The sequence below is a fragment of the Gluconobacter kanchanaburiensis NBRC 103587 genome, assembly GCF_007988905.1.
Classification (GTDB): Bacteria; Pseudomonadota; Alphaproteobacteria; order Acetobacterales; family Acetobacteraceae; genus Gluconobacter; species Gluconobacter kanchanaburiensis.
In genome coordinates this window covers 15,599-39,703 of the sequence record NZ_BJVA01000009.1, presented here as the reverse complement: position 1 = coordinate 39,703, position 24,105 = coordinate 15,599, and the positions used below count along the sequence as shown (strand labels likewise).

Genomic DNA, 24,105 nt, shown 5'->3' with positions numbered 1-24,105 from the left:
CGACATGACCATTCGTTCCTGCGCCGTCTTCTGTGGCTCCCGCTTCGGCAATTCTCCCGTCTACGCCGAAGGTGCAAGAGACATCGGAACAGCCCTGGCACAACATGGAATCACACTGGTTTATGGTGGAGGGCATGTCGGGCTAATGGGTACCGTTGCGGACGCAGCACTTCAGGCAGGCGGCACGGTCATCGGCGTCATTCCAGAATTCCTTCACGCCCGGGAAGTGATGCATAAGGGTGTCACGCAGCTTGAAGTCACGCCCGACATGCACACCCGCAAGGCCCGCATGTTCGAGCTGTCTGACGCCTACGCCATCATTCCCGGCGGCCTCGGCACGTTCGACGAACTCATGGAAATCATGACCTGGAAGCAGCTCGGTCTGCATCGGGAGCCGATCTACATCGTCAATATCGACGGTTGGGCCACATCACTGGTCAACACGCTGAATGATGCGATCGATCAGGGTTTTGCAGACCCATCGGCCCGCAAACTGTTCACGGTCGTCCAGGACGTCCCGGCACTGATGCAGCACCTCTCCGTCAACGTCCCGGCCTGAATTCTGGAGCGGGGCCTGCCCCCGCTCACCCCTCCAGCGTCGCCACCAGCAGCGCGACAATGTCTTCCAGACGCACACGATCCGCTTCGGTAAAGCGGTCCTTCACCGGGCTGTCGATATCCAGCACGCCGACGAGGGCGCCACCTGCCACGACCGGCAGCACGATTTCCGATTCCGATGCCGCGTCACAGGCAATGTGGCCGGGAAACGCATGGACGTCCGGGACCACGAGTGTCTCGCGGTTCTGCGCGACCGTCCCGCAGACGCCCCGGCCCAGCGGAATGCGCGTGCACGCCAGCCGCCCCTGAAATGGCCCCAACACAAGCTGCTTTTCAGCCTCTTTCCAGAGATAGAACCCTGCCCAGTTGATCTGCGGCAGAGCCTCGAACAGCAGGGCCGCGATATTAGCCATATTGGCGATCATGTCCGTCTCGGTCGACACGACGGACCGCACCATCAGAACAAGTTCGTCCACGTTCAGACGGTGAATGGGAGCGCTCATGAAAATCAGTCCTCAGGAAACGGGAAAACAGATCCCCATTCTAGGACAGACCGGAAAAGACGTAAAAGACCGTGCCATATATGAAAACTATTCGTTTCCCGTAATGCTCTCGACCCTGCGAGAATTATTAGAAATAATTCACAAGATACAAAAACAGTTTCCTCAAAAATGGAGGGTTCTAAAAGAAGCCGGTCCTTTCGTCTGAAAGATCCTTTCCATGATCCTGACTTCCCAGACCCTGTCCCAGATCCCGGAGTCCGTCTTGACCTCTCCTTATGATCGGGAGAGCGTGACGGCCGGTATCGTCCATCTCAGTGTCGGCAATTTCCATCGTGCCCATCAGGCCGTCTACACGGACCACGCACTGGCCCTTCCAGGGCAGTCCGACTGGGGCATCGTGGGCATGGGCCTGATGGACCTTCCCGGCGAAGTGGCAAAGGCCGAGGCCCTGCACGCACAGGACGGCCTCTACACCCTGCGCATCTGCCCGCCGAACCGGCCCGATACGGTCCGCGTCGTCAAGTCTCTGATCGAATACATCCATGCCCCCGTCGACCGCAAAGCCGCTCTGAAGCGCCTGACGGACCCCGCGATCCGCATCGTCAGCCTGACCATCACCGAAGGGGGCTATTACATGGACGAGGCGGGTCGGTTCATGACCGAACACCCCACCATCGCCGAAGACCTGCACCGCCCCGTTCCGGAAACGGCCTTCGGTATGATGACCGAAGCCCTGCGCCAGCGCCGGGACGCCGGGATCGCACCCTTCACCATCCTGTCCTGCGACAACGTGCCCGCAAATGGCGATGTCGCCCGCAATGCCGTGCTGTCCTTCGCCCGTTTACGGGATGCCGAACTGGCGGCGTGGATCGAAGCCGAAGTGGCCTTCCCCTCCTGCATGGTCGATCGCATCACCCCAGCCGTTCATCCCGCCGACGTGGCGCGCCTCAATGCCCAGAGCGGCATCGAAGACCGCGTTCCGGTTTTCTGCGAAGACTTCATCCAGTGGGTCGTGGAAGACAACTTCCCCGCCGGACGCCCAGCCTGGGAGCAGGTCGGCGTTCTGTTCACGAACGATGTCGAACCTTACGAACAGGTCAAGCTGCGGATGCTGAACGCATCCCATTCCATGCTGGCGCTGCCCGGAGTGCTGATGGGATACCGGCTTGTCGATGAAGCCATGGGCGACGAACATCTCGCTGCCCTGTTAGAGCAGTTCCTGCGCCACGACGTCGCACCACAACTAACGGCCCCTCCGGGCATCGGCCTATCGGACTATGCCGCCTTGCTTCTGGAGCGGTTCCGCAACCATGCCGTCAGCGACCAGCTCCTGCGCATCACGTCCGACAGCACGTCCAAGCTGCCGGTCTTCCTGCGCGCCACGGCGGAGGACGTTCTGAAAAACGCTCAGGATCCGCACCGGATCGCCTTCGTTCTCGCCTGCTACTGTGCCTATCTGGTGGGCCGCGACGACGTGCAGGCCAGTTTCGCCGTCACCGAACCCCGCCTGAGCGCCGACGACCGTGCTCTGGCGCTGGACCCGAACCCGGCCAAGGCACTGGAGATGAGCGTATTTTCCGGATGGGGTCTTGAAGACTCCGCCGAGTTCCTCACGCGCTTCATCCAGACCCGTGAAGACCTGAAAACACGCGGCACAGCAGCCGTCCTGAAGGATCTGGTAGCAAACGTCTGAAAGTTTTTGGGTTCCGCCTTTTTTCAAAAAGGCGGAGTTCTTTGAAGCTTTTTGAAAAAAGCTTCACCAAAAATTTTTATCCAAATCAGTCAGAGACGCGGGCGATATCGGCACCGCAGGCGGCGAGCTTGCGGTCCACGCCTTCATAGCCCCGGTCCAGATGATAGATGCGGCTGAGCTGCGTCTCGCCTTCCGCTGCCAGACCCGCGAGAATCAGCGAGAAGGACGCCCGCAGATCGGTCGCCATGACGGGCGCACCCGACAGCTTCGACACGCCACGGATAATGGCCGAACGGCCATGCACGTTCACGCGCGCGCCCATCCGGTTAAGCTCCGGAACATGCATGAAGCGGTTCTCGAAGATCGTCTCGGTAATCATGGACGCTCCTTCCGCCACGGACAGCATCGCCATGAACTGCGCCTGCATATCCGTCGGGAAGCCGGGATATGGCTCGGTCATGATATCCACGCCCTGAAGTGTGCCGCTGCGACGGACCCGCAGACCACGCGCCTCTTCAACGACCTCGACGCCCGTTTCCTCAAGCGTGCGGATCACGGCACCCAGATCATCGGCCCGTCCGCCCACCAGCAGCAGGTCTCCGCCCGTGATACCGGCCGCGCAGGCATAGGTGCCGCACTCGATGCGGTCCGGCATGACGGCATAATGCGCGCCGTGCAGCTTCTCCACACCGTCAATGACCAGCGTGCCCGAACCTTCACCCGTGATCTGTGCGCCCATGGCGTTAAGGCAGTGCACCAGATCGCTGATTTCAGGCTCACGCGCGGCGTTGACGATATGGGTGCGCCCCTTCGCCAGCGTCGCGGCCATCAGCAGGTTCTCGGTCGCGCCCACACTGGCGAACGGCAGAATGATGCGGTCGCCCTTCAATCCGTCCGGTGCGGTCGCATTGATATAGCCGTTCTCCAGACGGATCACGGCCCCCAGCGTCTCAAGCCCCTTGAGATGCATGTCCACCGGACGCGTACCAATGGCGCAGCCGCCCGGCAGCGAAACTTTCGCTTCCCGCGCCCGCGCCAGAAGCGGCCCCAGCACCAGAATGGAGGCACGCATCTTGGAGACGATATCATACGGCGCTTCGACGGACCCGATCTCACCGCCAATGGACAGCGTGCGCGGCCCGGCTTCCTCGACCGCGATACCCAGCCCCAGCAGCAGGTCGCGCATCGTCTGGATATCCGCGATGCCCGGCACATTGGACAGCACCAGCCGCTCGGACGTCAGCAAGCCCGCGACCATGAGCTTGAGGCCGGAGTTCTTGGCCCCGCCGATCTCAATTTCGCCTGTCAGGCGGCGGCCACCGCGAATGATGAAACGGTCCATGGTGCGATCCTTGAGAACTGGGCTTTAGAGGCGAGGCGTGGTGACGCCGGACTGGCGCATGTATTTTCCAGCACGGTCGGCATAACTGACCTCACAGGGGCTGGCACCCTGGAAAAACAGGAACTGGCAGATGCCCTCGTTCGCGTAAATTCGCGCAGGTAGCGGTGTGGTGTTGCTGATCTCGATCGTGACCTGACCTTCCCATTCCGGCTCAAGTGGCGTGACATTTACGATGATGCCACAGCGCGCATAGGTGGACTTGCCGAGGCACACCACCAGCGTGTCACGCGGGATACGGAAATACTCGACCGTATGCGCCAGTGCGAAGCTGTTGGGTGGGATGGTGATGTCGCCCGTGCGGGTCACGAAACTGTTGGACGCGAAATTCTTTGGATCGACGATGGCACTGTCTACGTCGGTGAAGATCTTGAAGTCCGATGCCACACGTGCGTCATAACCGTAAGACGACAGACCGTAGGAAATGACGCCTTCGCGCTTCTGGGCCTCTACGAACGGTTCGATCATGCCTTTTTCACGGGCCATCTGGCGAATCCATGTGTCGGGCATGATGGGCATGAAGGCACTCCTGAGCAGGGACGACTAAAATCGCCGTAAGTCTAACCCATCTGCTCTAGCGAGCGATGGGCTATCACGCAATGTGTCGGCTCAGTCATTTTTCGTGAGCGTTTGTGGCACACGTTCCAACAGGACCTCCAGCCACTGCGGACGCAGTTCGCTAGTCAGAACGCCACCTACGATCAGTGCGGCACCCAGAAGGGTCGCAGGAGGCAAATGATCACCCGCCAACCAGCCTACGAGCCCACCCCAGACCGGCTCTCCAGCATAGATCACGGCAGCCTTTGTGGGGGAGACGGATTTCTGCGCCCAGTTCATGACGACCTGCACCAGAGCGCTCAGACCACCCAGAGCCAGCGCGCAGGCAATCCAGACCCAGGAAAAGGCCGGGAGCGCCTCCCCCGAAACAGGGACCATCAGCCCCGCGAACAGACTGCCAGCAAAAAGCTGCATGACCGTTACGCGCAGACTGTCTACACCCCGCGCATAAAGACTGATCAGCACGATCTCAATCGCAATCGCAATCGCCGCGAACAGAGTCAAAATATCCCCGCGCCCGAAGGACAGTGATAGCGCCGCCGGCCCTGCCAGACAGACCAGTCCTGCGAATGCCAGCCCAATCCCAAGCCAGCTCATCAGATGCGGGGCCTTGCGCAGAAATGCCCACTGAAAGATCGGCACCAGCGGCACGTACAATGCCGTAATAAAAGCGGAACGGCTGCTGGTGATGTCATGCAGACCAGCGCTCTGCAACACGTAACCGGTAGCCAACGCCACGCCGATCAGCCCACCCGCCCGCATTTCTCGCCAGTTAAAATCCAAAAGTTTCCGCCCGGCCAGCAACCCGACGAACACCGCCGCCATCATGAAACGGACAAAGACGAAAAAGCGCGGCCCACACTGCTGCATGGCAATATGCAGCACGAGAAACGTCCCGCCCCACAGAACCGTCACGCCCGTCAGCGCCAGTTCCTGCGGCGAAGGGAGAGGAAAGTTTCGCTTCACAGACGTTTAGCGATCATCGGGGGGAGAGACAGCATCATCCTGCGGCCGCGCACGCTGCTGCTGTTTGCGCCGCATCAGATTGGCCCGGAGTGCCTTGGCCTCCCGGCTTTCCCGCTCTTCCTTTGCGGCCGCGGCGCGGTCATGGATGATCTGCCCTGACGGTTTTTCGTCCTTACTGGTCATGGCTGTATTCCTCAAATGTCTCCCGCAGACGGGTGCCCAGAAGTTCGTCATACACACCCAGCGTGCGGGCTTGCATCAACGTCGTCGTATAATTGGCGATAGCATGGGCCCGGGCTTTTTCCGCCAGCCAGTCCAACGCGCCATCGTCTGTTTCCAGAATACGTTTCAACGCATCCGCCAGAGCCTGAGGATCATCCGGGGGCACGACCAGACCTGTCTCACCAGGCAGGATCGTCTCCATCATGGCCCCCTGTGCCGTGCCGATTACGGGACAACCCATCATCTGCGCTTCTACCAAAGTACGTCCGAACGGCTCAGGCCGGAGCGAGGGCGCCACGACAACGCTCGCCAGCTCACAGGCAGCCGGCATGTCGGTGCAGGTTCCGGCGAATCGGACATGCTCCTCAAGGCCAAGTTCCCGCACGCGCTGTTGCAGCCTGCGAGAGAACTTCCGATCATTTTCCGGACCAGCCAGAACGCAGATCCAGCCTGCGTCCACCTGCAGGCGCAGAATTCCCAGTGCCTCGACCAGAACACCCTGCCCTTTCCATGCCGTCAGCCGTGCGGGCATGAGGATAATCCTTGCCTCGACAGGCACGCGCCAGATTTCAGCCAGTTTCTGCACGCGTTCGCCGGATACAGTACCAGGCGTAAACTCCCGCAGGTCTGCACCGCGCGGAATGACGCGCAGACGACTCTCCGGTACGGCGTATTCGCTGCGCAGGCGCCGAGCGATGAACTCCGAAATCGCAATGACCCGAACTCCGCGCGCCAGTATGGAATTATAGAACTTCTTGGCCCGCCATTTCGCCTCATGCACGCCATGCCATGTCGTTACGAGCGGGATGTTTTCGCGCCGACAGGCGATCCACGCAGCCCAGGCCGGAATCCGCGATCGGGCATGCACAAGATCCACGCCCTCACTACGAATGATCGCCTGAAGATCCCGCGCCCGACGCAGCACAGCGAAAGGGGATTTCGTCTTCAAATCAAGCTCGATATGCCGCGCACCGGCGTGACGAAGCTGCACCAGAAGCCGGCCGGGACGCGAGGCGACCAACGCCGTGCCACCCCCTTGGGTGATTGCTGCGGCAATCTCGACAGCCCCGCGCTCCAGACCGCCGGTGCCCAGCGCCGGAAGAACCTGAAGGATGACGGGGGAGCGATCGGTCATGACGGTTCTGCGGGGCCTGTTCCGGGAAAATATTTGTGGACGAAAACAGCCTGTAGCCGGGTCTGGAGGTGCTTCCCACCCGGAAAATGGAAAAAAAGCCCCGGAAACGACAAAGGGGTGGCCTCCGTGCCATTTCTGGCACGAAAACCACCCCTTCGCATCATCCGGAGGCCTCAGCCCCCGCGTTCTCAGCCCTTGTGATCAGGCAGTGCGTAAACCACCAGCTGATCGCTGACTGGCGTCATCATGAAGTGGTGACCACCTGCCATGATGGCGACGTACTGATGACCATTGGCCTCGTAGGTCATCGGGTTGGCCTGACCGCCGCCCGGCAGGACCGCACTCCAGACCACCTTGCCGGTATGCTCATCGATGGCACGGATCTGATTATCCGTAGCCGCACCGATGAACACCAGACCGCCAGCCGTCACGACCGAACCACCATTGTTCGGTGTCCCGATTTCCCAAGGCAGACCCGTCGGCAGACCCCATGGACCATTGGCACGGGCCGTTCCGAGCGGATGCTGCCACAGCACCTTCTGACCATGCTTCATATCGATGGCCGTGATCATACCGTAGGGCGGACGGTTGCACATCATGCCCGTGTACTGATCCCAGAACGGAGTCACAACGATGCCATAAGGCGTACCGTCCATCGCGCCATTACCTTCGGCACCACCGCCACCCGGCTTGTAGTTCGGGTCATCGATCGGCATCAGGCCCAACTGGTCAGCCTTCTTGCGGGTCACGAGCTGGTCGTACATCGGGGTGATGTTCCAGTTCGCGATCAGGATGCCGCTATTGGGATCGTAGGACATGGAGCCCCAGTCACTGCCGCCGTTATAGCCGGGATATTCGATCCAGGGTTTGTCGACGCTCGGAGGCGTGAACTCGCCCACGTAATTAGCCCGGCGAAACTTGATGCGGCAGAAAAGCTGGTCGATGGGGGACATGCCCCACATGTCCTTCTCCTTCAGATCCGGGACCCGAAGGGCAGGCATTCCGGTGGACCAGGGCTGCGTCGGAGAGCGCGGATCACCTGGAATCACACCGGGTGACGGAGCGGGGCGCTCTTCCACCGGCAGGATTGGCTTACCGTCACGACGGTCGAGCACGAAGGTCTGTCCGCGCTTCGTCGGCATGATGAGCGCCGGAACGGTCTGTCCGTCAGGGCCTGGCATATCCATCAGCGTCGCCTGCGAACCGATATCGTAGTCCCAGACATCCTTGTGGGCGGTCTGGAAGACCCAGCGCGGAGAACCCGTCTTGACGTCAAGGGCGACGACCGCCGAGGACACCTTGTTTTCTTCAGGGCTACGCAGAGCGCTGTAATAATCGGAAGCCGAGTTGCCGGTCGGGACATAGACGAGGCCCAGCGCATTGTCGCCGGTCATTGCAGCCCAGGAGTTCGGCGTACCCCGGCTGTAGTGGTTGTTGCCGGTTGGCTGACTGTGGTCGTTGGGGCGGTTCACGTCCCATGCCCACAGGAATTTTCCGGTCTCGGCATCGTACCCGCGGATCACACCTGACGGGGCCCAGCGACGTTGGCCGTCGAGAACCTCGTGGTTGACCACCGCGACGCCATTCACGATTGGTGGAGGAGTTGTCATGGACACGAAACCGGGAACAGATTCGCCCATGCCCTGCATCAGGTTCACCTGACCGTCATGACCGAAGGTCGGGCAGAGATTGCCAGTCGCAGCATCGACCTCGATCAGACGCATGTCGAGCGTGCTTTCGAGAATACGGTTGTGGCACGGCTGACCCTCCGGCACCTGCGAAGACGTGAAGTACGTCACGCCTTTGCACGCAGCAGTATAGGGAATCGCCTCATATCGCTCGTGGATGTTGTGACGCCAGATTTCTTTACCCGTTGTCGGGTCGAGCTTCATGATGTCATTCTGAGCCGAACACATATAGAGGCCGTCACCCACCTTGATCGGCGTGGTTTCGGCAGCCCATTTGTTCGTCTGGCCCGGCCGCGGATAGCTGCCGGTATGATAGACAAAGGCAACCTTGAGCTGATCGGCGTTCTGCGGCGTGATCTCTGACAGCGGCGAGTAGCGCATCTGGCTGTCGTCATGGCCGTAGGCGGCCCAGTCTCCCGAGGCGGGGCTGGCGCTCTGCTGCGGGGCCATCTGAGGAACATCGTTCGGATCCATGGACCCGATATCCGGCAGGTTGGCCGCGTTCACACCCGGTGCCTGAGGCGCATAGGGGGACGGACCGGCAAAGCGGCTCTTCGCGGCTGGCGTGTTCTCGGTCGGCTCGAAGGAATTATCACTGCTGGGGTCCGGCACGGAGGAAGTGGGCGAACCACCGCTACCTGCGGGAGCGAACTGGGCATTGGCGGCCAGCGGCGCACACGCCAGCGTAGCACAGGCAACGGTCGCGAGAAGATGAGATCTGCGCATCAGACGGCTCCCCTCAGGGCACGGCGGGTTTCCAGTCGACGGAGAACCGGAATGGCGAGAACGACGAGGATAGCCAGCAGCGTCGGGCCGAAATCGCGAGGCAGAAGATCAACCGGGCTGAAACCCACTTCCCACAGCGACCACACCCAGGTGTAGGCGAGCGCGCCCAGATACAGGAATGCGCCGAGGGTGCGCCCCAGAACCATGAACACGCCGCTGGCAACCAGCACGACGCCACAGATCAGATAATAGACAGAGCCGCCCAGCATCGCGAGTTGAGCCCCGCCGATAACAAAGAACAGCCCCACCAGAACGATAACAACCCCGAGCACGAGCGTGAGCCACTCGGTCAGGGTCCTGTTGCCATAAGTATTCGGCATCGGTGAGAGCCTCCAGAACTGAAAGTCTAGACGGTAATTCCAGAATCTCAATAAATCTACGACTCTTTTTCAATATTATTGGGTTTTATTTTGACAAAACCGTGCAATGAAATAGTTTCATTTAAACCAATTCAAATAAGCGTTATTTTTATTACCCAGCGGGGATGGTTACGACCGCTCCGCCGGTATGGTTGGTCGCCGCGAGAGCCGACAGAACCTGCACCATCGTAAAGGCAAGCTTACTTTGGAAATCCCGATCGCTGATCCAGAACCAGGTATTGTTGTAGCTGACAGCCGCATAGCGCGCGTCGGGCTCTTCCTTTCCGGAATGGATCACCACTTCCGGGCGGTTCTCGATTCCGACCTGCCCAATGGTGGGAGGTGTTCGGCCACTCTTAATGTCGTCTTCCGGCACTTCGACCTCGTAGGCAAGCTGGGTCAGCATTGCGAGCATCGAACGTGTGAGGATCGCAATCTGCTTGCCCGGATGCTTCGGGTAAGGACCGTAAACAATCTCGGCCTCCTCGGCAGCCGGGTCCAGATGCAACAGACGCCGCACCTCCGCCTGAATCGCCAGCAGGTTGCTGTCCGACGTAGATGTGAGCACGAGATAGGAGCGCTCTGCTCCTCCACCGGCTCCCCCGGAGCTGCCGTTGCTACTATCTGATTTGCCACCATTCTTCTTGCTGTCGGTGGATGGCGGCGCGTCAGTTGTGATTCGGATGGTCATCGCCCCGTTCAACTGAAGCTGACGCAGATCGTGTAGGAGCAGGTAGAACCTCACCGACCCCCCACCAAAAGGACCAGCTCCAATGCCCCGTACATTGGACAGACCATCAATGGACTGGGCGGTCAGGCGCAGTAACGTATCGATCGGCAGACCGCCCAGACTGAGCGGCATGATGACGGTCGGGGAGATCGGGCGGACCACGTTCTCGGCATATTGCTGCCCCGTCACCGGCTGGTAAGTGAAAGTCGGGCTCTCGCCCAGCGACATCGTTCCCGTTCCGAACAGATAGTTGCCGACTGCTGTCGCTGGATAGGCATAGAAACCGCCACTGACGCTTTTGGAGACGCTGTAGCCCGCAATCACCTGCGTCGTATCAAGAAAGGTCGGCGGATCAGCGTAACGCAGCCGTACGATGTTGAGCAGCATCTCGTGCTTCTGACTGTCGCCCAGAGCACGGGAATATTCGAGCTGATCGTTCCGAAGCTTCCCCGGCCCCATCGGGCCACAGGCGGAAAGACCGGTCATGGAAAAACCGGCCAGGGCCGTCATCAGCATGGCGCGGAGGGAAGAATGGTTCAGCATGGCTGTATGAAGACTGTCCCATTGGCAGACAAAGCGGAAGGCCCCACCTTACTAGAGGCGGATGGTCATATCTGAAACAGCCATCTTCCCTTCAGAGGGGCGTGAAGCGAACATTCTCGACGAAATGTGTCGTCCAAGTGCTTGAAACACTTTCCAGCCTTGCCTAGATCAGTAGTCGGAACACAGGCCCGTGAGGGTCTGGATACGTCAATAGGGTTCGATCCGGTGCCTCACAGGGCCGGGACGGACCGCTGAGAGGACTGAATTTACATGAGCAAAGTCATTGGTATTGACCTTGGTACGACGAACTCCTGCGTCGCAGTGCGCGAGGGTGACGAAACCAAGGTCATCGAAAACAGCGAAGGCGCCCGCACAACGCCGTCCATGGTCGCCTTCACCGACAACGGTGAGCGTCTCGTCGGACAGGCCGCGAAGCGTCAGGCTGTCACCAACCCTGCCAACACCCTCTATGCCGTCAAGCGCCTGATCGGCCGTCGTTACGATGATCCGACCGTCCAGAAGGACAAGGAAATGGTGCCGTACGGCATCGTTCGTGGCGATAACGGCGACGCATGGGTTGAAGCCCGCGGTGAGAAGTATGCTCCGTCGCAGATCGCGGCCTATGTTCTGGGCAAGATGAAGGAAACCGCCGAGAGCTATCTCGGTGAGACCGTTTCCCAGGCTGTCATCACGGTCCCGGCTTACTTCAACGATGCACAGCGTCAGGCAACGCGTGATGCCGGCAAGATCGCCGGTCTCGAAGTTCTGCGTATCATCAACGAGCCGACCGCGGCAGCTCTGGCTTATGGCCTTGGCAAGCGCGATTCCGGTACAGTGGCTGTGTATGACCTTGGTGGTGGTACGTTCGACGTCTCCATCCTCGAGATTTCCGACGGCGTGATCGAAGTGAAGTCCACGAACGGTGATACGTTCCTGGGTGGTGAAGACTTCGACAACCGCATCATCGGGTTCCTGGCCGACGAGTTCAAGAAGGACCAGGGCATCGACCTGCGTGGTGACAAGCTCGCCCTGCAGCGCCTGAAGGAGGCCGCCGAGAAGGCGAAGATCGAGCTGTCCTCCTCCAAGGAGACCGAGATCAACCTGCCGTTCATCACGGCTGACGCTTCCGGTCCGAAGCACCTCGTCGTCAAGCTGTCCCGCGCCAAGCTGGAAAGTCTCGTCGACGATCTGGTGCAGCGTACGCTCGGCCCGTGCCGTGCAGCCATCAAGGATGCGTCCGTCTCCCCGAGCGAGATTGACGAAGTCATTCTCGTTGGCGGCATGACGCGTATGCCGAAGGTTATTGAGACGGTTAAGGAGTTCTTCGGTAAGGAACCGGCCCGCAACGTCAACCCTGACGAAGTGGTCGCCATTGGTGCCGCCGTTCAGGGCGCTGTCCTGAAGGGTGACGTCAAGGACGTCCTGCTGCTCGACGTGACGCCGCTGTCGCTGGGCATCGAGACGCTGGGTGGCGTGTTCACCCGTCTGATCGACCGCAACACGACGATCCCAACCAAGAAGAGCCAGACCTTCTCCACGGCCGAAGACAACCAGAACGCCGTGACCATCAAGGTCTATCAGGGCGAGCGTGAGATGGCGGCCGATAACAAGCTGCTGGGCAACTTCGATCTTCAGGGCATTGCTCCGGCCCCGCGCGGTGTGCCGCAGATCGAAGTCACCTTCGACATCGACGCCAACGGCATCGTGAACGTGTCCGCCAAGGACAAGGCCACGAACAAGGAACAGCAGATCAAGATCCAGGCCTCTGGTGGTCTGTCTGACTCCGACATCGACCGCATGGTCAAGGACGCAGAAGCCAATGCGACCGCCGACAAGGCCAAGCGTGAACTGGTCGAGCTGCGTAACAGCACGGAAAGCCTCATCCACCAGACCGAGAAGTCCATCACCGAAGGTGGCGATAAGGTTCCGGCGGCTGACAAATCCGAAGCGGAAGCGGCCATCGCCGAAGCCCGCGAAGCTCTGGGTGGCGAAAACCTTGATGCCCTGAAGGCTGCCAGCGAGAAGCTGACGCAGGCTGCCATGAAGGTTGGTCAGGCCGTCTATCAGGCAAGCCAGGGTGCTGAAGGCGCTGCTCCGGAAGCCGAGAAGAAGGACGACAACGTCGTCGACGCCGACTTCGAAGACCTCGAAGACGACCACAAGAAGAACTGATCGGGTGACTTTCCCGGATGGAGCGCAATGCTTCATCCGGCCCTGTTTTCCGAGGGCGCCCGTTCCCGCAAGGGGGTGGGCGCCATTCTTGTTTTTCCGGCCCATAACAGGGACCGCCTTCCGGAACGCCCCCTAAGGACCGAACATGGCCATCAAAATCGACTATTACGAATCCCTTGAGGTCTCCCGCACGGCCTCGCCAGACGAGCTGAAAAAAGCCTTCCGCAAGCAGGCTATGCGCTACCATCCCGACCGCAATCCGGGTGATGATGCTGCCGAGCAGAAGTTCAAAGAAATCAACGAAGCCTATGACGTCCTGAAGGACGCGCAAAAACGTGCCGCCTATGACCAGTACGGCCATGATGCCTTCGAAGGTGGCATGGGCGGAATGGGTGGCGGCTTCGGCGGTGGTTTTGCCGGTGCGGGCGGTCTGGGAGACATCTTCGACCAGATGTTCGGAGACATGATGGGCGGCCGTCGGGGTGGTGGACGCCGGACCGGAGCGGATGTCCAGGTTCAGGTCGAAATCACGCTGATGGAAGCCTTCACGGGCGTAAAGAAGGATGTCGAAGTCCGCACCCGCGTGGCCTGCGAGTCCTGCCACGGTTCGGGTTCGGCAGACCCTAAGGCTGGCAGCAGCACCTGCCCAACCTGTCATGGTGCAGGCAAAGTTCGTGCGCAGCAGGGCTTTTTCCTCGTCGAGCGCCCCTGCCCGACCTGTCATGGTTCGGGACGGACCGTCGCCAATCCGTGCAAGGTCTGTCATGGAACGGGCACGGAAGCGAAAACGGAAACCATCAGCATCGACATCCCGGCTGGCGTCGAGGATGGCACCCGCATCCGCATGGCGGGCAAGGGCGAAGCAGGTGGCGAAGGCGTGCAGCCGGGCGATCTGTATGTTCACGTCTCCGTCCTGTCGCATGACATTTTCCAACGAGACGGCGCGAACATCTACTGCCGCGTTCCGCTGCGCATGACGCAGGCGGCTCTGGGGACGGAAGTCGAAGTTCCTGTTGTGGATGGTGGTCGCAGCAAGGTCCGCATCCCCGCCGGCACCCAGACGGGCGAGACATTCCGTCTGCGCGGCAAGGGTTTCTCGGTCCTGCGCTCCTCGGCCCGTGGGGACATGTATATTCAGGTCTCGGTCGAGACACCGAGCCATCTGACGAAGCGCCAGCGCGAGCTTCTTGAAGAATTCGAGAAAGAAGCCGGGGACGACCACGCCAAGGGCAGCCCCGAAAGCAGTGGTTTCTTCGCCAAGGTCCGCGACTTCTTCGACGGACGCTGATCTTTAGCAGGCTCACAAAAAACCCCGGTGTCCTCTCCTAAGGCACCGGGGTTTTTTTATGTCAGTTTTTCATATCAGGCAGCGTCAAAAATATCCTTCAGGGTCTTTTCCATCACCCCGGCATCCAGCGTTTTGCCCAGCCAGTGTTCCACGCAGATCACCCCCTGATTGACCAGCATGCCAAGCCCGTCCAGCACGGTGCAGCCCTTGCCTTCCGCCTCGCGCAGTAGACGCGTTCTGGGCGGGTTCGGGATCACGTCAGCGACGATCATGCCCTTGCGCAGGGTCTCGATCTTCAGAGGCGGCATGGTTTCGGAATCGCCCAGACCGATCGAGGTCGCATTGATCAGGATGTCCACGTCTTCCGGCACGCTGGCATCACCGTCCCAGGCCTGAACATCCGCCTTGGCCGACGTGTTGTCCCTCACGAGGGCGGCGATGGTTTCGGCTTTCTTCGGATCGCGATTCATGACGGTGATATGGGCGGCGGAGGCCAGCCCCAGTTCCACGGCGATGGCACGCGCGGCCCCACCTGCTCCTAGAAGCAGGACCTTCTTGCCGGACGGGTCCGTGACCTTTTTAAGAGAGGCCAGAAAGCCCTTGCCGTCCGTATTGTCACCGATCAGACGGCCGTCGCGGATGGAGACGCAGTTCACGGCCCCGATGATCTGCGCGGATTCAGCCAGTTCGTCGAGATACTCGATCACCGAAACCTTGTGCGGCAGGGAACAGTTGAACCCGACCCATTCCATGGCCTTCGCACCCGCCACAGCGTCTTTCAGACCCTCGGCCTTGACGTCACAGTTGATGTAGCGCGCATCGATATCGTGATGCTGGTAGGCCGCCTCGATCATGGCGACGGTCGGGTTGTCGTCGCAGGGTGTCGAGAACGATCCCGTCAGGATGCTGCGGAAATTCTGCTGGCTCATGAGAGGCTCCTCGGATCTGTGCAGTCTTGCGTTCACACGACATGACGCACGAGAGCACAGAAGGTCCACTCACATTCCGGAAATTCCCAATTTTCTGTCTCAGTCGTCGACGGGCACAATCAGACCCAAAAGGGCCGCCTCCCGTCCCGTCAGAAGATCAGCGAGCGTATAGCCGTCCAGAACCGCCAGGAACGCGCCCAGCGCATCGCCCAGTACGCTACGCAGCACACAAGCCGGAGACAGCACACAGGGCCGCCCATCCGTGCTGTTGCGGCCTTCGCAATCCACCAGCGCCATATCGTCTTCGGTAAAGCGCACGACCGCGCCCACGTTGATTTCCGCGGCCGGCCGCGCGAGCTCCAGCCCACCGCCCCGTCCACGGACGGTCGTGACGAAACCGCCCTGCCCCAGACGGTGCACAACCTTCACCAGATGGTTTTCGGAAATACGGTAAGCCTGCGCGATCTCGCGGATCGAGACGCGGCGTGAGGCGCGGGCGCCCGGATGATGAATCCCCAGATGGATCAGCACGCGCAGGGCGTAGTCAGTGTGCAGTGTCAGACGCATGGCGACTCCTCTGCCAGATTGACAGGATCAGGTCACGTTTATAAAGATGTATTTTATATACACCTTTTAAGGGACCGCTCATGTCCACTTGCGCCGACCGCAGCCTCACGCCAGACATCATAGCCATCATCAAGGCCACCATCCCGGCACTTGAGGCGCATGGTGTGGCCATCACATCCGAAATGTATCGTCGTCTGCTGGCTGATCCGGCGATTGCGGAAATGTTCGATCCGACCCATCAGTCGACAGGAATGCAGCCCCGGGCGCTGGCCATGGCCGTGCTGGCCTATGCGAAAAATATCGACAATCTGGGCGTATTGGGCGGGGCGGTCGAACGGATCGCCCAGAAACATGTCAGCCTCGAAATCCAGCCCGAACACTATCCGCATGTCGCAACAGCTCTGCTCGGCGCGATTTCAGCCGTTCTGGGCGATGCCGCAACGCCGGAAATTCTTGATGCCTGGGGCAAGGCCTACTGGGCACTGGCCGATATCCTGATCGGTCGCGAGCATCAGCTTTACGACAGCAGCGCCCATGCCGAAGGAGGCTGGACGGGTTGGCGAGCTTTCCGCATCGCACGCGCCACGGCAGAATGCGCGACCGTCACGTCGCTCGAACTGGAGCCTGTGGACGGAAAGCCGGTCATCAGCGCCGTTCCGGGACAGTATCTGGGTGTTGATCTGGACATTCCAGGCCATGGCCGGACACGCCGCAATTACAGCATTACCTCCAGCCCGAACCGGACGGCCTATCGCATCAGCGTGCGTCATGTTCAGAACGGAGTTGTTTCAGGCTGGCTGAACAGCACCGCCTGTGTCGGCACGGAGCTTCTGCTTTCGCCACCTGCGGGCAATTTCGTCCTGCCTGAAAAAATCGAGGGACCACTGGGCTTCATCTGCGCCGGGATCGGCATCACACCCATGATCGGAATGCTGGAAACATTGGCCGGACCTGACGTCACGACGCCTGTTCATGTCGTACAGATTGCCCAGTCCTCCGAAACCGCGCCCTTCACGGCGCGTCTGGCGGAACTGTCCCACAACACGGCAGGGCGCATCCAGGTCGTGACGCACCTGACTTCGGAAGACGGACACCCGACCGCCGCCTGGGTCGCAGAGCAGTTGCCGGATGGCGTCTCGGCCTATTTGTGCGGGCCGACAGGCTTCATGCGCGACATGGTGCAGGGCCTGCCGGACGCCGGAGTTCCGGCCAATCGCCTGCGCTACGAGACGTTTGGACCGGATACCGGGGTAACGGACTGACTTTAAAGCGCGCTGGCCTTCTGTTCCGCATCCGACAGGATGCGGGCACGGTCAGCACCACCATTGGTGGCAAGACCTTCGGCTTCAAGCACGGTGATGTCCGTAATACCGATCATGGTGAAGACGGATTTCAGGTAGCTGAGCTGATGCTCAAAGGACGCTGCGGGCGAGCCTTCGCCATACAGACCGCCACGTGCCACGGCGAGCACGACTGTCTTGCCCTTGGCCAGCCCTTCGATCCCGGACGGGCCATAACGGAAGGTCTGGCCTGCCACCATGATGCGGTCGATCCAGGATTTAAGCTGGCTGGGAATCGACAGGTTATACATCGGCACGCCAATGACGACGATATCTGCCGCCTTGAAATCATTCAAAGCCTTTGCGCCGGCGACCAGTTCGGGGCGGCCCGACACATCCGGCGTCAGCTCCTTGCCGAGCCATGACAGGGCTTCGACGTCGAGATGCGGCAGCGGATCGCTGGCGAGATCGAGGGAAATGACCTCGATGGACGGGTTTTTCTTCTGAAGCTGGGCGACAGCGGCGGCGCTGACCTGACGGCTGGCGGAGCTGTCACCGAGAATGCTGGAATCGATGTGAAGAAGTTTCATTTTGATCTTTCCGGTTCCTGATCGTAACCAGCACCAGATAAGGAACCTTTGAACCCCGCCGCAAGAAGGCACATTCCGGAGCCATAGGCACATGGATGTTCGCGTCAGTGACACCGTTTCTCCCCTCAAGCCGTCCGCAGGGCCAAATACGGCCGCTCTGGACTGCCCGCAGAACGAGGATGCCTGCGCCGTTATCCGCTCCATTCTTGCGCGTACAACGGACAAGTGGAGCATCCTGATCGTCAAATCGCTCGGACGCGGGCCGCACCGTTTCAGCGAACTACGCCGTGCGATCGACGGGATTTCGCAACGCATGCTGACGCTCACCCTGCGCAATCTGGAACGTGACGGCCTCGTCCTGCGGACCGTCACCCCGACGACTCCGCCGCGCGTGGATTATGAACTCACGACGCTTGGGGAATCGCTCTGGACTCTGACGGAGGCCTTCGGTCAGTGGGCGCTGTCGAACCGTCCCGAGATCGAGGCGGCCCGCGCCCGCTTTGACGCCCGGCTTGACGCCCGGCTTGACGCCGATCTTTGATCTTTTCGCACGCAAGGCCCCCATTATGACCCAGATTTCCGCCCCCCGTATCGGTATTGCCGGCATCACGGGCCGACTTGGCACCCTCTGCGCCGAGGAAGCCGGAAGCGCTCTCGCAGGCGGCCTCTCCCGCACGGCAGACGCCTCGCGCAACATCACGACCGCCCCTGGCACGCTCGCGAAAAGCTGCGATGTGGTGATCGACGTAAGTCATGCCACGACCGTCCCGGCCCATGCGGCCGCTTTCGCGCAGGCTGGATGTGCGTGGGTTCTGGGAACCACGGGGCTCGACCAAGGCGCGCAGGATGCCGTGAACGCAGCGGCGCAGCATATTCCGGTGCTTCAGGCTGCCAATTTCTCTCCGGCTCTGACGCTGTTTCTGGAACTGGCCCGGCAGCTTGGCGCAGGACTGCCGGATTATGATGCGGAAATTCTGGAGGTCCATCACCGCCAGAAGCTGGATGCGCCGTCCGGTACAGCACTGGCGATCGGTAAGGCCGTGGCGGAGGGGCGTGGAGTCGCGCTCGAAGACGTGGCCCGCACCGACCAGAACGGTCTGCGCCCGGATGGGGCGATCGGATTCGCGTCCCTGCGCGGCGGGCAGATCGTGGGCGAGCACGACCTTGTCCTGATGGCGGCTGACGAACAGATCACCCTGTCTCACCGCGCGCTGGACCGGAGGGTCTTCGCCAGAGGCGCTCTGTTCGCCGCAAAATGGCTCGCCGGACGCCCAGCCGGCCTCTACACAATGGCAGACGCCTTAAAACCCTGAACCTAAAACAGGGTGCAGGGATCAAGATCCCTGCCGGGTCCGGGCAGAGCCCGGACACCCCCAATCAACCGCCAGCAATTGGCAGATTCACTCCCGTCATAAAGCTGGAATCGTCCCCCAGCAGGAACGCCACGACACCCGGGATTTCGTTGATGTCGCCATAACGGCGCATCGGGACGCTGCCAATCATCTGTTCGGACACCACCTTGGGGTCGGTGGAGAAATACTGGCTTCCGACCTTGGCCTGAAGCTCGACCTGACGCTCCCACATGAAACCTGGCCCCATGTATCCGGGGCTAATGGCGTTCACGCGGATATTGTAAGGTGCGAGATCGAGCGCGGCAGTTTCGGTCAGGGCGATGATCGCGCCTTTGGAAGCCCCGTAGGCGACCATGTTCGGCGGCCCTTTCACACCAGCCATGCTGGCGGTATTGACGACGCGACCGTAGTTCTGCGCGATCATCTGGCGCGTGACAGCCTTGAGCACATGAAACGCGCCGGTGACGTTGATCGTCAGCACGCGCGCAAAATCCTCGGACGGGTAATCCTGCACAGGCGCGAACGCGCCCTGATAACCGGCATTGTTGAACAGGAAGTCGATTCTGCCAAAGTCCCGGATCACAGTGTCCACAGTCCCGGTCACGGCATCTTCGGACGTAACGTCACAGACATAGGAGCGGGCTTCGACGCCCTTTTCCCGGACGGCGGCTTCTGCCTTTTCCAAAGCCTCGCGGTTCATATCCAGCAGGGCGATGGCCGTCCCTTCCCCGGCCAGACGGAGGGCGGTCGCAAGACCGATATTGCCACCCGCGCCGGTGACGAGACAGACTTTACCGCTAAATGTGTTTGACATTTCAAATGTCCCGAATTGCCTGTTTTTCCCGAAACCCGGCTTCCGCAGAAGAAGAGCACTCACGGGAACACATCGCTACAATGACGCGTGTCCGGGAAAAATGAAACACAGGAGCAGGCTCCCTTTTTTGTGATTTCAGGCCGGTTTCAGGGACTTTCCCGCAGAAAGCCACATCAGACCACCTCACAACCCCTTGACCCTCGCCTCCAATTCCGCCAAGCCGTCCCCTCCCTGAATGCCACAGCCTGCCCCGTAGGGCACCCTGTGGCCCTTCTCACCACTCATTCCCTGCGAGGTCCCTGAGTGCGCAATCACGGCGATTTCCTCTTCACGTCCGAGTCCGTTTCCGAAGGCCATCCCGACAAGGTGGCGGACCGCATTTCCGATACCGTTCTGGACGCCTATCTTCAGGCCGATCCGGAAGCGCGCGTCGCCTGCGAGACGCTGGTCACCACCAACCGCGTCATCCTGGCCGGTGAAGTCCGTGGCCCGAAGGAGGTCGAGGACACGCTGATCGACCGCGCCCGTGAAGCCATCAAGGACATCGGCTACGACCAGGAAGGTTTCTCCTGGAAGAAGGCCGACATCACGTCTTACCTGCACGCACAGTCCGCTGATATCGCCCAGGGCGTCGACAGCGCTGGCGACAAGGACGAAGGCGCAGGCGACCAGGGCATTATGTTCGGCTACGCCACACGCGAGACAGAACACCTGATGCCTGCGCCGCTGTATTACGCGCAGACGATCCTCGAGCGCATCCGCGACTATCGCAAGAGCGGCGACGCCCGTGGCGTTGGCCTTCTGCCGGATGCCAAGAGCCAGGTCACGCTGCGTTATGTTGACGGCAAGCCCGTTGGCGTCACGTCCGTCGTGATTTCCACGCAGCATGTCGAAGGCATGAGCCAGCACACGATCCGCGAAACGCTGCGCGACGTGGTCAACGGCATCCTGCCCGAAGGCTGGAACTGCCCGGAAGACGAGTTCTATGTGAACCCGACCGGCAATTTCGTCATCGGCGGACCGGACGGCGACGCAGGCCTCACGGGCCGCAAGATCATCGTCGACACCTATGGTGGCGCAGCCCCGCATGGTGGTGGCGCATTCTCCGGCAAGGACCCCACGAAGGTGGACCGTTCGGCAGCTTATGCCGCCCGTTACCTTGCCAAGAACGTCGTGGCTGCCGGCCTTGCCGACCGCTGCACGATCCAGCTCAGCTACGCCATCGGCGTGTCCAAGCCGCTCTCGGTCTATGTTGATCTCGATGGTACGGGCAAGGACGTGGACGAAGCCCGTCTGGGTGCAATCCTCAACGAGGTTGTGGACCTGTCCCCACGCGGCATCCGCAAGCATCTACGCCTGAACCGTCCGATCTATGTTCCGACCTCCGCTTACGGCCATTTCGGTCGTGCGCCGGATCCGGTTCTGGACAACTTCACCTGGGAGCAGACGGATCTGGTCACCACGCTGCGTGGCGCCCTCAACCGGTAATCTGGCAGAAAACCCCTGGTCGAGTCTCTCAAACCCCAGCCGGAGCGGCTTTACGGCCGTCAACGCGGCCATCCGCTCCGGGCACGGCAGCAGCATCTTCTTGAGAAGGCGCTGCCCCGGCTTTCCTTTACCTCACCGGAAAATCCCGCTGCGGGATTCTCCGATGCGGTTTCGCGCGTTTTTCTCGAAATCGGTTTTGGCGGCGGCGAACATGCCATCGGCCAGTCCGAACTCAACCCGGATGTCGGCTATATCGCCTCCGAGGTCTTCGAGAATGGTCTGTGCTCCCTGCTGTCGCGCCTCGTGCCCGAAGGCGAGGAAGACACGGCCACGCCGCCTCCCCATTTCCGCATCTGGGCCGAAGACGCTCGCCTGCTGCTCAAGGACATGCCCGACGCATGCCTCGACCGGGCCTATCTGATGTTCCCGGACCCGTGGCCCAAGGCCCGGCACGCCAAGCGCCGCTTCGTGCATCCGGAAAACATCAAGCAGATGCACCGCGTCCTGAAACCCGGCGCCATCTGGCGCGTCGCCAGTGACCATCCCGTCTATCAGGAGTGGGTCACGGAGGTGATGGGCAAACAAGATTTGTTCGATGCGCCTCCCCCGGCCAAGGAACGTCCCGAAGGCTGGTCGCCCACACGCTATGAGGCCAAGGCCTTCCGCGAAGGGCGCGTGCCGTTCTACTGGACTTTCACCCGTCGTCCCTGAAACCCTTATCCCAGTTATTCAGCGAGTTTCCTGACATCATGACCCAGATCGAACGCGAAGAAATGGAATTCGATGTCGTGGTGGTCGGTGGCGGTCCCGCCGGTCTGTCCGCCGCGATCCGCCTGAAACAGCTGATGCCGGATGCGGGCGTCTGCCTGATCGAAAAAGGCAGCGAGATCGGGGCGCATATCGTCTCGGGCGCAGTCATCGAACCGCGCAGTCTCGACGAACTTTTGCCCAACTGGCGGGATCTGAGCGCACCGCTGCGGACGCAGGTTTCGGAAGAGCAAGTCCTGTTCCTGACGGAAAACCGCTCTTTCAAAGTCCCGTATCTGGACCGCGTCATGCCGCAGATGGACAATCACGGCAATTACGTCGTCTCCCTCGGCGAAGTCTGCCGCTGGCTTGGCGAACAGGCCGAAGGTCTTGGCGTAGAAATCTATCCCGGTTTTGCCGGTGCAGAACTGTTCATTGAGGACAACCGCGTCGCCGGCGTCATCACAGGCGACATGGGTATCGAACGCAACGGTGAGCATGGACCGAACTTCACGCCTGGCATGATCCTGCGTGCGAAGCAGACCATCCTGACCGAAGGGGCACGTGGCTCCCTGACCGCGCACGCCATGAAGCGTTTCGGCCTGCGCAACGGCGTCGATCCGCAGACTTATGGCCTTGGCATCAAGGAAGTCTGGGAAATCCCGGCAGAAAAGCATCGCCCCGGTTTCGTGCAACACAGCTTCGGCTGGCCGCTCGATGACCATACCTATGGTGGCGCCTGGCTCTATCATTTCGGGGAAAATCTGGTCAGCTTCGGCTTCGTGACCGGCCTCGATTACGCCAACACCTATCTCTCGCCGTTCGAGGAAATGCAGCGGACCAAGCTGCACCCGGCCTTCCGGGAACACTTCGAGGGCGGCAAGCGCCTGATCTACGGCGCACGAGCCCTGTCCGAAGGCGGGTTCCAGTCCATTCCGCGCCTGACTTTCCCCGGCGGCGTTCTGGCTGGTGACTCGGCTGGCTTCCTGAACATGCCCAAGATCAAGGGCACCCATACGGCCATGAAGTCCGGCATGATCGCCGCCGAAGCCGTGGCGGAGGCTCTGGAAAAGGACAAGAAGGAAGCCGCGAGCATGACGGCGCGCGTGCGCCAATCCTGGCTGTGGTCCGAACTGCGTGAGGCGCGCAACATCCGCCCGGCCTTCGCGAAATGGGGTATGAAGCTCGGCGCGCTCTATGCTGGAATCGACAGCATGATCCTGCGGGGCCGCGCGCCATGGACGTTGCATCACCCACATGCCGATAACGAGACGCTGCGTCCGGCCTCGCTATCCATGGAAATCGACTATCCCAAGCCTGATGGGAAGATCACCTTCGATCGCGTCAGTTCGGTCTTTCTGAGCGGGACCAACCACGAGGAAAACCAGCCGGTTCACCTCAAACTCCGTAACGAGGCCGTCTGGCGGACCGTCAATCATGACGTTTTCGATTCGCCGGAAAGCCGCTACTGCCCGGCTGGCGTCTATGAACAGGAACAGACGGGCGAAAACGCCTGGAAGCTCCGGATCAACGCCCAGAACTGCGTGCACTGCAAGACTTGCGACATCAAGGACCCGACGCAGAACATCGACTGGTGCACGCCCGAAGGCGGCGGCGGTCCGAACTATCCGGTCGGGATGTAATTTTCTTCCCGCAAATGGGCCCGCAGAACGGCATGACCAGAGCGGAGTGTGACTTTTCCGGTCAGTCCCGCTACGGTGGCACCCGTTTTTGTGGC

At 60.7% G+C, this 24,105-nt stretch carries 24 protein-coding genes; 11 read left to right on the top strand and 13 right to left on the bottom strand.

The features are described 5' to 3' along the window. Window positions 1-4 precede the first annotated feature (4 nt). Window positions 5-559 carry an LOG family protein gene (locus tag GKA01_RS08580; RefSeq protein WP_146861523.1) on the top strand — a complete coding sequence of 185 codons (555 nt, stop codon included), beginning with the start codon at window positions 5-7 and terminating at the stop codon, window positions 557-559. Window positions 560-584: 25 nt separating this feature from the next. Here GKA01_RS08580 and GKA01_RS08575 read toward each other — a convergent pair whose 3' ends face one another. Then, window positions 585-1,061 carry a GAF domain-containing protein gene (locus GKA01_RS08575; RefSeq protein WP_146861521.1) on the bottom strand — a complete coding sequence of 159 codons (477 nt, stop codon included), beginning with the start codon at window positions 1,059-1,061 and terminating at the stop codon, window positions 585-587. Here GKA01_RS08575 and GKA01_RS08570 point away from each other — a divergent pair. Next, window positions 1,060-1,266 carry a hypothetical protein gene (locus GKA01_RS08570; RefSeq protein WP_146861518.1) on the top strand — a complete coding sequence of 69 codons (207 nt, stop codon included), beginning with the start codon at window positions 1,060-1,062 and terminating at the stop codon, window positions 1,264-1,266. The two genes, GKA01_RS08575 and GKA01_RS08570, sit on opposite strands and share 2 nt — an antisense overlap. 12 nt (window positions 1,267-1,278) lie before the next feature. Beyond that, the gene (locus GKA01_RS08565) at window positions 1,279-2,754 is read left to right on the top strand and encodes a mannitol dehydrogenase family protein (protein ID WP_146861515.1); all 1,476 of its coding nucleotides are present in this window, start codon (window positions 1,279-1,281) and stop codon (window positions 2,752-2,754) included. Between the two features lie 85 nt (window positions 2,755-2,839). Here GKA01_RS08565 and murA read toward each other — a convergent pair whose 3' ends face one another. From murA to GKA01_RS08530, 8 genes are all read right to left on the bottom strand, one after another. Continuing rightward, window positions 2,840-4,096: a UDP-N-acetylglucosamine 1-carboxyvinyltransferase gene (gene murA / locus GKA01_RS08560; RefSeq protein ID WP_099285776.1), complete on the bottom strand. Its 1,257-nt coding sequence runs from the start codon at window positions 4,094-4,096 to the stop codon at window positions 2,840-2,842. A 24-nt stretch (window positions 4,097-4,120) separates the two neighbouring features. Further along, window positions 4,121-4,672, bottom strand: a complete 552-nt coding sequence (dcd, locus tag GKA01_RS08555; RefSeq protein ID WP_141353456.1) for a dCTP deaminase — start codon at window positions 4,670-4,672, stop codon at window positions 4,121-4,123. A 90-nt stretch (window positions 4,673-4,762) separates the two neighbouring features. Continuing rightward, window positions 4,763-5,677: a DMT family transporter gene (locus tag GKA01_RS08550; RefSeq protein ID WP_146861512.1), complete on the bottom strand. Its 915-nt coding sequence runs from the start codon at window positions 5,675-5,677 to the stop codon at window positions 4,763-4,765. A gap of 6 nt (window positions 5,678-5,683) precedes the next feature. Continuing rightward, complete coding sequence (locus tag GKA01_RS13610; protein ID WP_167506344.1) at window positions 5,684-5,860, bottom strand: hypothetical protein; 177 nt, start codon at window positions 5,858-5,860, stop codon at window positions 5,684-5,686. Continuing rightward, a complete protein-coding gene (locus GKA01_RS08545; RefSeq protein WP_146861509.1) occupies window positions 5,850-7,034 on the bottom strand; it encodes a glycosyltransferase family 4 protein in 1,185 nt (394 codons plus the stop codon). The genes GKA01_RS13610 and GKA01_RS08545 overlap by 11 nt, the downstream gene beginning before the upstream one ends. Before the next feature lie 188 nt (window positions 7,035-7,222). Next, entirely contained in the window at window positions 7,223-9,448 is a 2,226-nt protein-coding gene (locus GKA01_RS08540) for a pyrroloquinoline quinone-dependent dehydrogenase (protein WP_141353450.1), read from the bottom strand. Further along, the gene (locus GKA01_RS08535) at window positions 9,448-9,828 is read right to left on the bottom strand and encodes a glycerol dehydrogenase (protein ID WP_146861506.1); all 381 of its coding nucleotides are present in this window, start codon (window positions 9,826-9,828) and stop codon (window positions 9,448-9,450) included. Before GKA01_RS08535 ends, GKA01_RS08540 begins: the two co-directional genes overlap by 1 nt. 151 nt (window positions 9,829-9,979) lie before the next feature. Continuing rightward, on the bottom strand, window positions 9,980-11,140 hold the full coding sequence (locus tag GKA01_RS08530) for a hypothetical protein (RefSeq protein ID WP_194265855.1): 1,161 nt from the start codon (window positions 11,138-11,140) through the stop codon (window positions 9,980-9,982). Between the two features lie 270 nt (window positions 11,141-11,410). On the opposite strand from GKA01_RS08530, the gene dnaK reads away from it, so the two are divergent. Continuing rightward, window positions 11,411-13,312: a molecular chaperone DnaK gene (gene dnaK / locus GKA01_RS08525; RefSeq protein ID WP_146861504.1), complete on the top strand. Its 1,902-nt coding sequence runs from the start codon at window positions 11,411-11,413 to the stop codon at window positions 13,310-13,312. A 145-nt stretch (window positions 13,313-13,457) separates the two neighbouring features. Continuing rightward, window positions 13,458-14,600: a molecular chaperone DnaJ gene (dnaJ, locus tag GKA01_RS08520; RefSeq protein WP_146861501.1), complete on the top strand. Its 1,143-nt coding sequence runs from the start codon at window positions 13,458-13,460 to the stop codon at window positions 14,598-14,600. Between the two features lie 74 nt (window positions 14,601-14,674). Here the strand turns inward: dnaJ and aroE are convergent, their stop codons facing one another. Next, window positions 14,675-15,529, bottom strand: coding sequence for a shikimate dehydrogenase (gene aroE / locus GKA01_RS08515; RefSeq protein WP_146861498.1), 855 nt, complete (start codon window positions 15,527-15,529; stop codon window positions 14,675-14,677). Between the two features lie 99 nt (window positions 15,530-15,628). Next, a complete protein-coding gene (locus tag GKA01_RS08510; protein ID WP_146861495.1) occupies window positions 15,629-16,096 on the bottom strand; it encodes an RrF2 family transcriptional regulator in 468 nt (155 codons plus the stop codon). An 80-nt stretch (window positions 16,097-16,176) separates the two neighbouring features. On the opposite strand from GKA01_RS08510, the gene hmpA reads away from it, so the two are divergent. Continuing rightward, window positions 16,177-17,358 (top strand): NO-inducible flavohemoprotein, encoded by a 1,182-nt coding sequence (gene hmpA / locus GKA01_RS08505; protein ID WP_146861492.1) that lies wholly within the window; start codon window positions 16,177-16,179, stop codon window positions 17,356-17,358. Between the two features lie 2 nt (window positions 17,359-17,360). On the opposite strand, the gene GKA01_RS08500 is transcribed toward hmpA, so the two are convergent. After that, a complete protein-coding gene (locus GKA01_RS08500; RefSeq protein ID WP_146861489.1) occupies window positions 17,361-17,966 on the bottom strand; it encodes an FMN-dependent NADH-azoreductase in 606 nt (201 codons plus the stop codon). Between the two features lie 91 nt (window positions 17,967-18,057). Here GKA01_RS08500 and GKA01_RS08495 point away from each other — a divergent pair, with 91 nt between their 5' ends. Both GKA01_RS08495 and dapB read left to right on the top strand, forming a co-directional pair. Beyond that, window positions 18,058-18,507, top strand: coding sequence for a winged helix-turn-helix transcriptional regulator (locus tag GKA01_RS08495; protein WP_228119936.1), 450 nt, complete (start codon window positions 18,058-18,060; stop codon window positions 18,505-18,507). A 25-nt stretch (window positions 18,508-18,532) separates the two neighbouring features. Then, window positions 18,533-19,279: a 4-hydroxy-tetrahydrodipicolinate reductase gene (dapB, locus tag GKA01_RS08490; RefSeq protein ID WP_146861486.1), complete on the top strand. Its 747-nt coding sequence runs from the start codon at window positions 18,533-18,535 to the stop codon at window positions 19,277-19,279. Between the two features lie 64 nt (window positions 19,280-19,343). Here the strand turns inward: dapB and GKA01_RS08485 are convergent, their stop codons facing one another. Then, the gene (locus GKA01_RS08485; protein ID WP_146861483.1) at window positions 19,344-20,132 is read right to left on the bottom strand and encodes an SDR family NAD(P)-dependent oxidoreductase; all 789 of its coding nucleotides are present in this window, start codon (window positions 20,130-20,132) and stop codon (window positions 19,344-19,346) included. Between the two features lie 303 nt (window positions 20,133-20,435). On the opposite strand from GKA01_RS08485, the gene metK reads away from it, so the two are divergent. From metK to GKA01_RS08470, 3 genes are read left to right on the top strand one after another with little or no spacing between them, the layout of a single operon-like run. Continuing rightward, window positions 20,436-21,620 (top strand): methionine adenosyltransferase, encoded by a 1,185-nt coding sequence (gene metK / locus GKA01_RS08480; protein ID WP_146861480.1) that lies wholly within the window; start codon window positions 20,436-20,438, stop codon window positions 21,618-21,620. Window positions 21,621-21,635: 15 nt separating this feature from the next. Then, entirely contained in the window at window positions 21,636-22,331 is a 696-nt protein-coding gene (trmB, locus tag GKA01_RS08475; RefSeq protein ID WP_146861477.1) for a tRNA (guanine(46)-N(7))-methyltransferase TrmB, read from the top strand. 38 nt (window positions 22,332-22,369) lie between these two features. Further along, entirely contained in the window at window positions 22,370-24,010 is a 1,641-nt protein-coding gene (locus GKA01_RS08470; protein WP_146861474.1) for an electron transfer flavoprotein-ubiquinone oxidoreductase, read from the top strand. The last annotated feature ends 95 nt before the right edge of the window (window positions 24,011-24,105 follow it).

Bases quoted from the DNA above. Each gene is read 5' to 3' on its own strand.
- GKA01_RS08580 (WP_146861523.1), top strand. From the start codon at position 5: ATGACCATTCGTTCCTGCGCCGTCTTCTGTGGCTCCCGCTTCGGCAAT.
- GKA01_RS08570 (WP_146861518.1), top strand. From the start codon at position 1,060: ATGAAAATCAGTCCTCAGGAAACGGGAAAACAGATCCCCATTCTAGGA.
- GKA01_RS08575 (WP_146861521.1), bottom strand. From the start codon at position 1,061: ATGAGCGCTCCCATTCACCGTCTGAACGTGGACGAACTTGTTCTGATG.
- GKA01_RS08565 (WP_146861515.1), top strand. From the start codon at position 1,279: ATGATCCTGACTTCCCAGACCCTGTCCCAGATCCCGGAGTCCGTCTTG.
- murA (WP_099285776.1), bottom strand. From the start codon at position 4,096: ATGGACCGTTTCATCATTCGCGGTGGCCGCCGCCTGACAGGCGAAATT.
- dcd (WP_141353456.1), bottom strand. From the start codon at position 4,672: ATGCCCATCATGCCCGACACATGGATTCGCCAGATGGCCCGTGAAAAA.
- GKA01_RS13610 (WP_167506344.1), bottom strand. From the start codon at position 5,860: ATGACCAGTAAGGACGAAAAACCGTCAGGGCAGATCATCCATGACCGC.
- GKA01_RS08545 (WP_146861509.1), bottom strand. From the start codon at position 7,034: ATGACCGATCGCTCCCCCGTCATCCTTCAGGTTCTTCCGGCGCTGGGC.
- GKA01_RS08540 (WP_141353450.1), bottom strand. From the start codon at position 9,448: ATGCGCAGATCTCATCTTCTCGCGACCGTTGCCTGTGCTACGCTGGCG.
- GKA01_RS08535 (WP_146861506.1), bottom strand. From the start codon at position 9,828: ATGCCGAATACTTATGGCAACAGGACCCTGACCGAGTGGCTCACGCTC.
- GKA01_RS08530 (WP_194265855.1), bottom strand. From the start codon at position 11,140: ATGCTGAACCATTCTTCCCTCCGCGCCATGCTGATGACGGCCCTGGCC.
- dnaK (WP_146861504.1), top strand. From the start codon at position 11,411: ATGAGCAAAGTCATTGGTATTGACCTTGGTACGACGAACTCCTGCGTC.
- dnaJ (WP_146861501.1), top strand. From the start codon at position 13,458: ATGGCCATCAAAATCGACTATTACGAATCCCTTGAGGTCTCCCGCACG.
- aroE (WP_146861498.1), bottom strand. From the start codon at position 15,529: ATGAGCCAGCAGAATTTCCGCAGCATCCTGACGGGATCGTTCTCGACA.
- GKA01_RS08510 (WP_146861495.1), bottom strand. From the start codon at position 16,096: ATGCGTCTGACACTGCACACTGACTACGCCCTGCGCGTGCTGATCCAT.
- hmpA (WP_146861492.1), top strand. From the start codon at position 16,177: ATGTCCACTTGCGCCGACCGCAGCCTCACGCCAGACATCATAGCCATC.
- GKA01_RS08500 (WP_146861489.1), bottom strand. From the start codon at position 17,966: ATGAAACTTCTTCACATCGATTCCAGCATTCTCGGTGACAGCTCCGCC.
- GKA01_RS08495 (WP_228119936.1), top strand. From the start codon at position 18,058: ATGGATGTTCGCGTCAGTGACACCGTTTCTCCCCTCAAGCCGTCCGCA.
- dapB (WP_146861486.1), top strand. From the start codon at position 18,533: ATGACCCAGATTTCCGCCCCCCGTATCGGTATTGCCGGCATCACGGGC.
- GKA01_RS08485 (WP_146861483.1), bottom strand. From the start codon at position 20,132: ATGTCAAACACATTTAGCGGTAAAGTCTGTCTCGTCACCGGCGCGGGT.
- GKA01_RS08470 (WP_146861474.1), top strand. From the start codon at position 22,370: ATGACCCAGATCGAACGCGAAGAAATGGAATTCGATGTCGTGGTGGTC.